The 12,504-nt window shown below is 40.3% G+C and carries 13 protein-coding genes; 2 read left to right on the top strand and 11 right to left on the bottom strand.

The window, feature by feature from the left end; genetic code table 11:
- Nucleotides 1-399: anion permease (locus tag ACLS0A_RS07685; protein WP_423106805.1), on the top strand; the 399-nt coding region annotated here is incomplete at its 5' end.
- Between the two features lie 99 nt (nt 400-498).
- Here ACLS0A_RS07685 and metE read toward each other — a convergent pair.
- Nucleotides 499-2,772, bottom strand: coding sequence for a 5-methyltetrahydropteroyltriglutamate--homocysteine S-methyltransferase (gene metE / locus ACLS0A_RS07680; protein WP_423105277.1), 2,274 nt, complete (start codon nt 2,770-2,772; stop codon nt 499-501).
- 248 nt (nt 2,773-3,020) lie between these two features.
- On the opposite strand from metE, the gene ACLS0A_RS07675 reads away from it, so the two are divergent.
- Nucleotides 3,021-4,610, top strand: a complete 1,590-nt coding sequence (locus ACLS0A_RS07675) for a phosphoethanolamine transferase (RefSeq protein ID WP_416082708.1) — start codon at nt 3,021-3,023, stop codon at nt 4,608-4,610.
- Nucleotides 4,611-4,677: 67 nt separating this feature from the next.
- Here ACLS0A_RS07675 and ACLS0A_RS07670 read toward each other — a convergent pair whose 3' ends face one another.
- From ACLS0A_RS07670 to ACLS0A_RS07625, 10 genes are all read right to left on the bottom strand, one after another.
- Nucleotides 4,678-5,103, bottom strand: coding sequence for a hypothetical protein (locus ACLS0A_RS07670; RefSeq protein WP_416082707.1), 426 nt, complete (start codon nt 5,101-5,103; stop codon nt 4,678-4,680).
- Between the two features lie 86 nt (nt 5,104-5,189).
- Complete coding sequence (locus ACLS0A_RS07665) at nt 5,190-5,522, bottom strand: branched-chain amino acid transporter permease (RefSeq protein WP_115249871.1); 333 nt, start codon at nt 5,520-5,522, stop codon at nt 5,190-5,192.
- The gene (locus ACLS0A_RS07660) at nt 5,523-6,257 is read right to left on the bottom strand and encodes an AzlC family ABC transporter permease (protein ID WP_416082706.1); all 735 of its coding nucleotides are present in this window, start codon (nt 6,255-6,257) and stop codon (nt 5,523-5,525) included.
- Nucleotides 6,250-7,179 (bottom strand): LysR family transcriptional regulator, encoded by a 930-nt coding sequence (locus ACLS0A_RS07655; RefSeq protein WP_416082705.1) that lies wholly within the window; start codon nt 7,177-7,179, stop codon nt 6,250-6,252. Before ACLS0A_RS07655 ends, ACLS0A_RS07660 begins: the two co-directional genes overlap by 8 nt.
- 165 nt (nt 7,180-7,344) lie before the next feature.
- Nucleotides 7,345-8,700: a sulfatase-like hydrolase/transferase gene (locus ACLS0A_RS07650; RefSeq protein WP_416082704.1), complete on the bottom strand. Its 1,356-nt coding sequence runs from the start codon at nt 8,698-8,700 to the stop codon at nt 7,345-7,347.
- Nucleotides 8,697-10,232 carry a tripartite tricarboxylate transporter permease gene (locus tag ACLS0A_RS07645; RefSeq protein WP_416082711.1) on the bottom strand — a complete coding sequence of 512 codons (1,536 nt, stop codon included), beginning with the start codon at nt 10,230-10,232 and terminating at the stop codon, nt 8,697-8,699. The genes ACLS0A_RS07650 and ACLS0A_RS07645 overlap by 4 nt, the downstream gene beginning before the upstream one ends.
- A gap of 10 nt (nt 10,233-10,242) precedes the next feature.
- A complete protein-coding gene (locus ACLS0A_RS07640; protein ID WP_265753969.1) occupies nt 10,243-10,698 on the bottom strand; it encodes a tripartite tricarboxylate transporter TctB family protein in 456 nt (151 codons plus the stop codon).
- 20 nt (nt 10,699-10,718) lie between these two features.
- A complete protein-coding gene (locus tag ACLS0A_RS07635; RefSeq protein WP_416082703.1) occupies nt 10,719-11,693 on the bottom strand; it encodes a tripartite tricarboxylate transporter substrate binding protein in 975 nt (324 codons plus the stop codon).
- Nucleotides 11,694-11,887: 194 nt separating this feature from the next.
- Nucleotides 11,888-12,232, bottom strand: a complete 345-nt coding sequence (locus tag ACLS0A_RS07630; protein WP_416082702.1) for a hypothetical protein — start codon at nt 12,230-12,232, stop codon at nt 11,888-11,890.
- Nucleotides 12,183-12,362: a hypothetical protein gene (locus ACLS0A_RS07625; protein ID WP_416082701.1), complete on the bottom strand. Its 180-nt coding sequence runs from the start codon at nt 12,360-12,362 to the stop codon at nt 12,183-12,185. The genes ACLS0A_RS07630 and ACLS0A_RS07625 overlap by 50 nt, the downstream gene beginning before the upstream one ends.
- Between the last annotated feature and the right edge of the window lie 142 nt (nt 12,363-12,504).

Raw genomic sequence — 12,504 nt, 5'->3', positions numbered from 1 at the left:
GGGGGCAGATCACAAATCGCCACCCATTTTGTGGAGAAAATTAGCCATATTCAAGTAAGCTTTGTGTTATTGCTTATCTTATTTGGCTTTATCACGGTGTTATTATCGAATTTTATGAGTAACACTGCTGCCACAACCATTCTCATACCAATGGGGGTATCTCTGCTCGCAATGGTGGGCGGAGGAAATACAAATCCAATGATTTTGCCCTTAGTCATTGGGCTAAGTGCTTCTTGTGCGTTATTTTTACCCGTTTCCACACCACCAAATGCCATTGCTTTTAGTACAGGCTTGATCAAACAATCTGAATTTCGTTTAGGCGGGGTCATTATTAGGCTGCTTGGGCCAGCATTAACGATTGTGTGGATAATGTTGTTATCCGCTGTTCATTTAGTTTAGCGGCGAATTACAGCAAGGTAGGGCTCTTTTCTAGAGAAAAATCGCAAAAAAACACCGCACTTAAGTGCGGTGATATTTTCTCAATTTTTTTAGTTTTTATTAAGCCAGTTCAGCGCGTAATTTCTTGGTCACATCAACCATTACTTCTAATTGCTGTAAGGTTTCTGTCCAGCCGCGGGTTTTTAAGCCGCAATCTGGATTTACCCATAAACGCTCTTTTGGTACCACTTTCAAGGCTTTGCGTAACAGATGTTCAATTTCCTCTGGTTTTGGTACGCGTGGGCTGTGAATGTCGTACACGCCTGGGCCGATGTCGTTTGGATATTTGAAATCAGCGAATGCGTTTAACAATTCCATATCCGAACGTGAAGTTTCAATGGTGATCACGTCTGCATCCAGTGCCGCGATGGCTGGCAAGATGTCGTTAAATTCGGAATAACACATATGGGTGTGAATTTGTGTATCATCTTGCACGCCCATTGAGCTTAAACGGAACGCTTCGCCTGCCCATTGGAGATATGCGTCCCAATCCGCACGTTTAAGCGGTAAGCCTTCGCGGATCGCTGGTTCGTCAATTTGGATCACTTTAATGCCTGCTTTTTCTAAATCTAACACTTCGTCAGAAAGTGCCACACCAATTTGTTTACACACGGTTGCACGCGGAATATCGTTACGCACGAAAGACCATTGTAAAATCGTAACAGGGCCAGTGAGCATTCCTTTCATCACTTTGTTGGTGAGGCTTTGGGCGTATTGCGACCAGCGTACTGTCATTGGCTCAGGGCGTACTACATCGCCGTAAATAATTGGTGGCTTCACGCAACGTGAACCGTAGCTTTGCACCCAGCCGAATTTGGTGAAGGCGAAACCGTCTAATAATTCCCCAAAGTATTCCACCATATCGTTACGTTCTGCTTCACCGTGAACGAGGACATCAAGGTCGAGTTTTTCTTGCTCACGCACCACCAACTCGATTTCTTTTTTCATCGCCGCTTCGTAATCTTCAAGGCTTAGCGTACCTTTTTTGAATTGGGCACGAGCTTGGCGGATTTCGCTGGTTTGCGGGAATGAGCCGATATTTGTGGTTGGCAATAACGGTAAATTTAACCACGCATTTTGTTTGGCGATACGCTCAGCAAATGGTGATTTGCGTTGATCTGCTCCCGCTGGTAAGTTTGCTAAACGCTCTGCCACCTCAGGACGATGAATTTCTTTGCTGTTCGCACGCGAATCAGCCGCTGCTTGGCTTGCATCAAGCTCTGCTTGCACGGCAGCACGCCCTTGTTCAAGTGCGGTCTTAATGACGGACAATTCTTGCACTTTTTGAAGCGTGAACGCCAACCAGTTGTAAAGCTCAGGTTTGTTCTCTTTGAGTTGCACTTCCACAGAAAGATCATAAGGGGTATGCAATAAAGAGCAACTTGGTGCAATCCATAAACGCTCGTCCAATTTGGCTTTTAACGGTTCAAGTACATCTAACACCTGATTGAGGTTGGCTCGCCATACGTTACGCCCGTCAATTACACCAGCGGAAAGCACCTTGTCATAATCCGCAAAAGCGGCGAGCTGTTCAGGGGCGCGTACTAAGTCAATGTGCAAACCGTCCACAGGTAAGGCTTTGAGCAATTCTGCGTGCTGTGCCACCGAGCCAAAATAAGTCGCGAGTAATAATTTTGCGTTTACTTTTTCGCTTAATGTGGCATACACCACTTTGTAAGCCTCAACCCACTCAGGGGCTAAATCCACCGCTAAGGCTGGTTCATCAATTTGAATCCACTCCACGCCCTCAGCTGCCAACGCGTTTAAGATTTCCACATAAACAGGCACAAGTTTGTTTAATAACTCAAAGCGGTTAAAGGCTTCGCCTTTTTCTTTCCCTAAATGTAAGAACGTTAATGGCCCAACAATGGTCGGTTTAACGTTCAAACCGAGTACTTTTGCTTCGCGAATTTGTTGCACATAATGGGCGGGATTGGCTTTAAATTCGGTATTTTTGTGAAATTCTGGCACAAGGTAGTGATAGTTGGTGTCGAACCATTTTGTCATTTCAATGGCGAATTGATCTTTATTCCCACGCGCCAGTTGGAAATATTGGTCAAGGGTTAAGCTCTGGCTGTCGAAACCAAAACGCGCAGGAATTGCCCCTGTTGCCACTTGCAGATCCAAAATATGATCGTAGAAGGTGAAATCAGCCACCGCGACATAATCTGCCTTCGCCGCCGCTTGGTGCTTCCAGTTGATCTCACGCAATGCTTTTGCGATGTCTAATAAATCTTGTTCTGCAATGTCACCACGCCAATAACGTTCTTGAGCAAATTTAAGCTCACGTTTTGCACCAACGCGAGGAAAACCTAAAACGTGAAATGTTGTCATAATCAAACTCCTGTCTTTGTAATTTAATCAAATAGACGTCTAAACGTCTTTCTTGTGTTTAATAATGCCGAAAGGCTCTGTATTATGCAACGTCATAATTTTCACGTTTTGTATGAATTAAATTAATATTCATATAATGGAAAAAAATTTATCAAAAAAGCACCGCACTTTAGCTAGTGTGCTTTGTTTATATAAATCATTGTGTTGTGCTACAATCTCGCTCATTTTAATCTTTTAGGATCATCAAAATGAAAAAAGCCCTATCACTCATTGTGTTATACAGTGTGCTATTACTCGGAAGCGAATTACTTTATCGCATTGTGTTTGCTGTTCCAGCTTTGCCTATGGGTAAATTAGCGGAGAATTATGCGTTTATTTTGGTATTTGTTGCATTGTTATATTTTGTTAAATCAAGAGTAGCGCAATGCTTGCTTCTTGCTTTCTTTGCAATGAGTTTTATTGGTAACAATATCCATTATGCCGCTTATCAAGGCTGGATCACACCAATGAATTTATATTTGCTATTTAAAGAATGGCACGAAGTGATGGGGGCAACTAGCTCATTGGCTGGAAAGACATTATTTCCAGCATTATGGGGTTTGTTAGAAGTTATTTTTGTCAGCTCTATTTTATGTTTTCAACGTAAACGTTCTTGGATTGCTGATGGCGTATTTTTTCTCTTGATGATTTTTGGTATTGCGCGTGTGGCTTTAGATGAGAGTAAAAGCATCATTTCCCCAAAACTTTCTTATAGCCGAATTAAAACAAATTATCTTAGCTTAAGTTCGTTTGTCGGACATACCTTACCCTATAAGTTTTTGCACTTAAGTGCTGTGCCTGATTATCAAATGGAAGAGCCACAAGTTGTGAGCAAACCTAAAGTTCGTAATATTATTTTCTTACTTGGTGAGAGTGAAAGTGCTAAACACGTCAGTTATTTTGGTTATGATTTTGAAAATCGAAACACCACGCCATTTTTAACGCAATTTGCTCAATCTGATGCTCAACCTATTGTAAAAGAAACCTATTCTGCGGGATTGCTTACTGCAATTGCACTTCCTTCTTTATTCAATGCTATTGAATACCCAAATGGATTATCCCAAATTTCTAAAGGCACAACGAATTTATTTCGTTTAGCTAAACAACAAGGCTACCAAACTTATTTTTATACTGCGCAATCTCAAGAGGATATGGATCTGCTTAATTTATTAGGTAAAACGTGGATTGATGAGCTGAAATATCCTACAGATCTTGGTTTTGGATTTAAACAACATATGTCCGATAGGGAATTATTACCCTTATTGAAAAAGATTAATTTACAGGACGGTAATCATTTTATTATTTTACATCAGCGCGGTTCGCATATGCCTTATGGCAAGATTTTAACGGCGGAACAAAAAGTATTTGGCGATAAAACGGCAAATGATGAATATGACAATACTATTTATGCCACCGATAAGCTAATGAAAGCCATTATTCATTATTTAGAACAGCAATCGGCGCAAGATTGGCTTTTTGTTTATACTTCTGATCACGGGCAATTTGTTACCCCTGAGCGTCATATTCAGGCAACAATGGACGAAGATAATTATCTTGTGCCAACGGTGTTATATACCCCTGACAGTGTGTTGCAACAACAATTACATCAAGATTTCTCACAATGTGATCGTTTATTTCATCAGCAAATTTCTACTTTGTTGTTAAATCTATTTGGTTATCAGCAGAAGATAAGTTCTTGTAAGCTGGGTTATGTGAATAATAATGACTTAACCGGTGACCAAGGCTATTTAAAGATCACACCACCACAAGTGGAATTTGTTGAGCCAGGCAAACAGTAGAGAATTGAGCCAATAAAAATAGGATAAGAGCAAAGTCTTATCCTATTTTCTTAATAACTTTGATGAATTACTTCACTTCAATCGTTAAATCGTATTCCGCGCTTTTATCTTGTCTTGCTGAGTTACGCGGTTGTGCAACGCGCACTTCATATTCTGCGGTTTCAGGCAAAGTGAATGACTCGCCATAACTATAATCATCATAACCGAATAAGAACGCTTCAGCATCGCCCTTGGTGTCTAACGTTAATGTTAATACTTCCCCTTTTTTGCCTGGGAATTTATAAGAGTCAAAATCATACCCTGTAATTTTGCCTTTTACGTGCTGAACAAAGCCAGAAGACTGTTTTGATTTTTCCACCACGGATGGTGCTTGTTGCTCCGATGCAGGCGCTTGTGCCTTCGCTGATGTAGCTGGTTTAGGCTCTGAACAACCTGCTAATAATACAGTTGCACTTGCAAATAAGGTGGTTAAAAATAAATTTGTTTTTTTCATTATCTTCTCCAAGATAAAATCCTTAAGGAAATGTCTATGAATATATTGTCTACACTCAGACAGCAAGAAAAATAAAAAATTCAATGTTAATGCACAAAAACAGCTTGCACTAAAAACATATACAATGCCGTGCCTGCGATCATCGACAAAAACATATTCTTTTTCCAAAAATGTAAGCCTAAAACCACCGCACCTGCGATAAAATCGGGCGCGCCAAAATAGGCGGTGGAAAAATCAATATTTTTGTAGCAATACACCACCAACATTCCAAACATTGCGCCCGGTAACACTTTGCCTAAATAGCGAATATAAGGCGGAACAGGACGATGAGCGGGAAAGATCACAAAGGGCAAAACACGACAAAGTTGTACTGCTAAGATGGCGATGCCGATGGTGATAATCTGTTCAGTTAATGTCATTTAATCCACCTTTTCTAATTTGCTGGCTAATTTTGGTCGCCACAGGCTAAGCGCCACTAAAATACCAATCAGGGTTGGAATTAAAAAGTGATTTTTCCCCACCACCACTAAGCAAAGCAAGGCGACCCCCAAACCTAATAAGGAACTTTCGTGGGATTTCTCTTTCATCCAATTTTCTGCAAAAATCACTAAAAAAAGTGCCGTCATCGCAAATTCAATGCCTTTCAGATCGAAAGGAATCACATCACCAAAGAGATTGCCTAACACCGCGCCAATCACCCAATAGCAATGCAAATATAGGCTAACAAAAAGCATATACCAGCCTTTATCTAAGTGCGGTGGAATTTTTGCCATATAATTAAGCGAGAAACTTTCATCTACCAGCGTGCTGATCAAATACCAGCGTTTTTTGCCCAATTTTGAATGGTATTTTTCCAGCATTGAAAGGCTATAAAAGAGCTGGCGTAAGCTCACCATTAAGGTCAGCAAGAAAATATGTAAGGGTGCAAAAGCCACCACTAATGCTCCTGCGACAATAAATTCTACTGATCCCGCGTAAATTAATGCCGCCATAAAAAAAGGATACAATGCGCCAAAGCCTAGGGCTTTCATATAAAGGCCATAAGCCACACCAAGAAAAAGAAAACCTATCATCATTGGTAAAGAATAAGGAAATGCTGCCTTTGCTGCAGCCCAAACTGGGCTTGAATATTGTGCTGATTGATTACTACTCATCTAAAACAGATAACCCCGGTAATGTAGAAAAACTTTGTGCTTTCACCGTTTGATAAAAATCATCAACAAATGCGACTTCTGCATCCATTTCACGGAAAGCGGCATAAAGATTGCTATATAGCCCCTGATTGGTAATTTTTTTTGCCACAATATAGCCACGATCTAAATAAGGTTTGGCGGCCCAAAATGGCAACGCCGCAATACCGCGTTTGCTCGCCACCAACTGAATAATTGCAATGGTTAATTCACTGGTGCGACGTGTTGGGTTTATGCCTTTCGGATTTAACACTTTTTTCAGTAAATCCAGCATATCATCAGGCACAGGATAGGTAATTAAGGTTTGATCGATAAAATCTTCCGCTTGCCAAATGTCTTTATTTGCTAAAGGGTGATCTTTAGCACATAAGCCCACCATTTCATAAGAAAACAACGGCTTATGCACAATGCCTGCGGTTTCTTCAATTTCCGAAACCACCGCCCAATCTGCACGATGGCTGAGCAACAAGCCCACTGTATCCGTATGAAAACCCGATACAATATCCAATTCCACCAACGGCCAATTCTGACGAAAGCTATCCATCGCCGGCATCAGCCAATCAAAACAAGTATGGCATTCTACCGCAATGCGCAACTCACCTGCCTCACCTTGCTTAACGCGCGCCAAATCTCGCTCCGCCTCCACCACTTTCGGCAAAATATCATTCGCCAACTTAATTAAACGCTCCCCCGCCGAAGTAAAACGCAGGGGCTGGCTTTTACGCTCAAATAACGACAAGCCGTATTGCTCTTCCAACAATTTAATTTGATGAGAAAGAGCCGATTGGGTGAGATACACACGCTTAGCCGCCAAAGAAACACTGCCCGTTTCTTTCAAAGCTAAAAGGGTTTTCAAATGGCGAAGTTCAAGGAATATGGGTTTCATTTAATAACTTATTAAAACAACAGAATGTGGGGGATTATACAATAAAAATCCATGAACGAGGCGGGGAAATTTTAAGATGAGCTTATGAATACTGATAAAGAGAAATATGCCTTAATTCCGCTATATCAGGAATTAAGGCAAAATTATAAGTGCGGTAGTTTTTTGCTAATTTTCTATCACTGGGCGTTTTTCTCCCGCTTGTTCCATTAATTCACATAACCGTTCCCGCAAGTCTGCTTTAATTTCCGTATAAGCAGGATCGGCGACAACATTGGTGAGTTCAAATGGATCTTTATCCAAATCATAAAGAAAATCATCGCGATAGTAATCACTACCTGCTTGCTCGCCACCTTGTACATTAGGGGCATAGACGCTGTAAAGATATTTATCGGTGCGAATACAACGTCCGATGCGGCTTTCACTAATTTGAGCGAAAATTTCATTTGGACGCTGTGGATCGGTATGTTCTACAACGTCGTGTAAGTTCTCGCCGATCATTTTATTACCGACATTAATTCCAGCCATTGCAAGGAAAGTTTTTGGCAAGCTTGCGGTGCTGACCAAATCTTTTATGCGTAAACCGCCACGATAGCCAGGGCCGGCAATGATGAGCGGAACGTGTAATGCAGAAGAATGACAAGTACGCTTGTAATCATCATAACCGTTAAGATGTTCATCTTTATTGCGCGTCATAAAATGCGAGCCGTGATCAGAGGCATAAATAATGATGGTGTTATCAAACAGATTTTTTTCTTTCAATTTGTCAATGACGCGTCCTAAATTATCATCAAGGCTACGGCAGCAACCTAAATAATCAGGATACATTTCATCTGCATTGCCTTTTAGCATTTTGAGATCGTGTGGCAGCTGATATTGGCTAAAACGCGTTTTCGATCCTTCAGGACCTTCATAGGTTTGACGATCGTTTTGATGATGCGGTTCGATATGGGAAATCGTCATAAAGAAAGGTTTATCGCCATTATATTGATCTAAATATTCCAAGGCAAAATCGGTAATACAATCAACACGATAGCCTTTGAATTCACATTTATTCATATTTTCGTCAAAAACAAAACCATCATAGCCGTGGGAAGTAAATTCTAACACGTCTGCAGCACGCCAAAATCCTTTGTAGCCACCGCGGCGTTCAGGAGGAATGGCGGTGATGGTGTAATCTACCGTTGGCGCTTGCTCCAATTCGCCATCGCTCGCTAAATGCCATTTACCGATATAAGCGGTGTCGTAGCCGTTTTCAGTAAAGTAATCGGCTAAGGTTTTGGTATTTTTCGGCAGCGCAATATTATTGCGGAAACAACCTGTTTGGGTTGGATAAAGCCCTGTTTGGAAAATTGCACGGCACGGGCCGCAAACAGGTTGTGGGGAATAAGCTTCTTCAAACAGCACCCCTTGTTTAGCGAGTTCATCAAGGTGTGGGGTTACATCAAGCGGCTGACCATAAGCGCCGATGGTGTCCCAACGTTGTTGATCGGAAAAGAAAAAGAGAATATTTGGACGGGTCATTTTACAAGCTCCTTGACCACTTTATAAGTGCGGTCGGTTTGTTTAGATTTTTTATAGTTAGTGTAAATAATCATTGCTAATGCCAAAATGAGCAGAATAAGGAAGGCAAGGGCATAAGGACGAGTAACGAAAATATCCCAGTTACCGTCTGAAATCATCAGTGAACGGCGGAAATTCTTTTCTGTTAATGCCCCAAGCACTAAGCCGAGTAATACTGGAATGGCGGAAAATCCAAGTTTATTAATCACATAAGAGATGACGCCGAAAGCAATGATAGTACCTACATCAAACATTGAGTTTTTGATGGAATAAGCGCCAGCAAAGCAGAAAACCGCAATAATTGGCACAAGGATCACACTTGGAATTTTCACCACTTTGGCAAAAACACGGGTGAGGTATTTGCCTTGAATAAGCATAAATAAATTCACGAAAATGAGCCCAATCATAATGGCATAGACTGTGCTGCCGTGATTTTGGAATAAATTAGGCCCGGGGGTTAAGCCATTAATCATCAAGGCACCCAGCATAATCGCCACGGCACCATCACCGGGGATACCTAAGGTTAAAAGTGGGATCAAGGTTGCCCCTGTTACCGCATTATTGGCGGATTCTGCCGCAGCAATCCCTTCAATAGAACCTTTACCAAATAATTGGGGTTTTTTAGAGATTTTCTTTGCCACATCATAACTGAGGAAAGATGCCATTGATGCTCCTGTTCCCGGGATAATCCCAATAATTGAGCCGATGATGGAAGAAAGTGTGAGAGGCTTACTGATGCTTTTCCATTCTTCACGGCTCATTTTTTCATTTTCAAAGGTAATTTTTTGCTCGGAATTTGACCGCACTTTTTCTTTTAAGAATAAAGCGCTTTTATTGATGATTTCCACCAAAGCAAACAAGCCAATAAGAACAATGACTAAATCGAAACCGCCATAGAGATACACATTATCAAAGGTGAAACGCATTGTGCCACCGCTGATTTGATCTTGCCCTACCGTTGCGATAAATAATCCTAAACAACCAGAAATAATGCCTTTAAGCAGGCTATCGCCACTGACGCCCGCAATAATGGTTAAGCCAAAGGCGCAAATAAGGAAATATTCAGGTGAGCCCATTTTCATAGCGACTTTGGCAACTTCTGGGGCAAGGAAAAGTAACACTAAGGCGCTAAATGTTCCCCCAATAAAAGAGGCATAAAGGGCGATATTCAAGGCTTTTTGAGAATGTCCTTGCACAGAAAGTGGATTACCATCCATCATTGTTGCCGTTGCGTGAGGCGTTCCGGGAGTACGGATTAAAATGGCTGAAATTGATCCACCGTAGCTGCCAGCACAATAAATGCCGAGCAGAAACATAAAAGAATCGATTGCGCCTAAGTTATAAGTAAGAGGCAAAAGTAGCACAAGGCAAAGCATTACGGTTAGTCCTGGCACAGCACCAAAAATAATCCCAAGGAATAGCCCGAGATTCATATAAAAGAAGCTACTCCAAGAAAAGAAAGCTTCAAAGCCATTTACAAAATGTTCTAACATCATTGACTCCTTAAGGCAGAGAAACCCCTAATACATATTCAAAAACCAAGCTAATCGCTAAAATTGTTAGCACGACAATGAGATAATAAAGCCATTTTCGACAATGACTTAAATAAAGAAAAAGTAACGCAAAAATCAGTGAGGCGGCCAAAAAAGGTAATACATAGAGCAGTCCCCAATATAAAATCAGCAAGCCAATGATTAACAGTGAACGGCTTTCTTCTTGCAGATCTAAGGTCATCACTTTGACAGGTTTTTGGCACACCATTCGCCATATTTCACGGCCTAATAAAATCAGACTAGCAATCCACATTAGACCAACAATCATTTTAGGGAAGGTTTGTGAATTAATCGCTTCTGCATTTTTACTTAATTCAATTTGAGAAGGGATAAGCCACCATAAGACGGTGGAAACACCCAAAAATAACACCGCACCAACAAATTCTTTATAAATTTTAATTTTCATTGCTTATCCCTTATTTATGTTTATTTCACCAACTCAGCATATTTTTTCGCTTTCGCCATGGTGGAATCAATATAGCTTTTCACCCATTGACTATCTTGAATATCAATGTTGACGCCAATATTTTTCGCCACTTGTTGGAATTTTGGCTCTTGCATAATATTTTTTAGTGCATTGTAGGCTTTTTCTACATTGGCAGGATCGGTACCAGCACGCATAAATACCGCACAGATATTGGTCATCCAAGTATCGTGGCCAAATTGAGTAACGGCTGGCAAGTCATATACATCATCTTTTAACGGTTTGTTATCAAATGCCACAACAGGAATGATATTGCCCGCTTTAGCAAATTCTTTTGCAAGAGAGGCGTGGGTAACCGCAAAATCAATTTCGCCAGAAACAACGGCAGCAAGCGCTTGGTTTGCGCCTTCATAAGGAATAATTTTGAATTTACCACCCATTTCATCAATTAACGCCGCAGATTGTAATGCTTCAGAAGAATTTATTCCGTTCGCACCAATCTTGATTTCTTTACCGTCTTTAATGGCTTGGGCTAAATCTTGATAGCTTTTCACGCCAGTTTTTGGGTTAGTCAATAAAATGAAAGTAGAAGAATACACATTAATAACAGGGACAAAGTCATCGAATTTGTAAGCCACTTTCATTGTGAGTGGGGCAATAGCAAAGCTACCTTCACCACCAAAAATCATTTTCGTTGAGTTTGGTTTTTCTTTGAGATATTCCGTAAGTGCTACCGCACCGCCAGAGCCTAAAATATTGTCTGCCAGTAACGGCTGACCAAATTGTTCTTTACCAAATTCAGACATTGCACGATTGACTTGATCCGCCAAGCCACCCACCGCCCAAGGGGTGATAATTGTCACAGGGCCAGATGGCCATTCTTGCTGTGCTTTTTTATCTTCTTTACAGCCCGTTAATAAAGAAAGACCAAGCACTCCGGCTAAGCTTACGGCTAATAATTTTTTCAATGATTTCATTATTTCCTCCTAGGAATGAATAAGAGACATTAATCCCTGTTGTTAGACAGAGTTAGCTTAATTAAAGAAAGTGGGCTGATGTTATGATGATTGTCATAGACACAGAATGATCGAGATCACAAAATGGAAAAATTTTGTTAACTGACTGTGAAAATTGAGGGAAGAAGGTAAAAGAGAAATAAAATGATGGAGAGTTATAGTCTTACGCCATTATTAATAAGGATATTTATTTTGCCTATTTCATAGGCATTACTTCCAGTAATAAAAATAAAATTACCATTTTCATCAACATCGTGATTATTTAGGTGATAGCCTATAATGATGAGTTCATTGTCCGTTTCAATATAACCGATATAAAAAGCGCCTTTTTTAATAGATATTTGATAAATATCATAAATAATCTGGTTGATTTGAATTCTGTTTCCTGTTTTTATTCGGGTATTTTTTAATTTTGAACGCAATTCTTCTAGAGAATTACTACTTACACAATTAAGCAAAAACTTTTCGATATGTAGATTTAGTGCTGTAATAGCTTTCACGAATACTTTCTTCCTCTTTTTTTTGTTTTTTTACTAAGCTATTTAGATCGATAGGCTTTGTTTCACCATTATTTATACAAGATTCTACAAATTTTGCAGAACTTTTCGGTAAAATAATTTTTTTCTTCATATTGGTACTCTTTACGAAATAAACTGAATTATACAAAACTGCAATCAAATTCTATCTGTCGTTGATTATAGTGTCAATTTTCCTTGTTGTAGTTTTGCGATAGAGATCGCAAAATAAAAAAGTAATGCGCAATCTTTTGCAC

This window comes from Avibacterium volantium (genome assembly GCF_049366555.1).
GTDB classification, from domain to species: domain Bacteria; phylum Pseudomonadota; class Gammaproteobacteria; order Enterobacterales; family Pasteurellaceae; genus Avibacterium; species Avibacterium volantium_A.
This window is presented reverse-complemented; position numbering and strand designations above follow the sequence as displayed.

What these genes read in the sequence shown, in the direction of transcription:
- metE (WP_423105277.1), bottom strand. Translation starts at nt 2,772, where the DNA reads ATGACAACATTTCACGTTTTAGGTTTTCCTCGCGTTGGTGCAAAACGT.
- ACLS0A_RS07675 (WP_416082708.1), top strand. Translation starts at nt 3,021, where the DNA reads ATGAAAAAAGCCCTATCACTCATTGTGTTATACAGTGTGCTATTACTC.
- ACLS0A_RS07670 (WP_416082707.1), bottom strand. Translation starts at nt 5,103, where the DNA reads ATGAAAAAAACAAATTTATTTTTAACCACCTTATTTGCAAGTGCAACT.
- ACLS0A_RS07665 (WP_115249871.1), bottom strand. Translation starts at nt 5,522, where the DNA reads ATGACATTAACTGAACAGATTATCACCATCGGCATCGCCATCTTAGCA.
- ACLS0A_RS07660 (WP_416082706.1), bottom strand. Translation starts at nt 6,257, where the DNA reads ATGAGTAGTAATCAATCAGCACAATATTCAAGCCCAGTTTGGGCTGCA.
- ACLS0A_RS07655 (WP_416082705.1), bottom strand. Translation starts at nt 7,179, where the DNA reads ATGAAACCCATATTCCTTGAACTTCGCCATTTGAAAACCCTTTTAGCT.
- ACLS0A_RS07650 (WP_416082704.1), bottom strand. Translation starts at nt 8,700, where the DNA reads ATGACCCGTCCAAATATTCTCTTTTTCTTTTCCGATCAACAACGTTGG.
- ACLS0A_RS07645 (WP_416082711.1), bottom strand. Translation starts at nt 10,232, where the DNA reads ATGTTAGAACATTTTGTAAATGGCTTTGAAGCTTTCTTTTCTTGGAGT.
- ACLS0A_RS07640 (WP_265753969.1), bottom strand. Translation starts at nt 10,698, where the DNA reads ATGAAAATTAAAATTTATAAAGAATTTGTTGGTGCGGTGTTATTTTTG.
- ACLS0A_RS07635 (WP_416082703.1), bottom strand. Translation starts at nt 11,693, where the DNA reads ATGAAATCATTGAAAAAATTATTAGCCGTAAGCTTAGCCGGAGTGCTT.
- ACLS0A_RS07625 (WP_416082701.1), bottom strand. Translation starts at nt 12,362, where the DNA reads ATGAAGAAAAAAATTATTTTACCGAAAAGTTCTGCAAAATTTGTAGAA.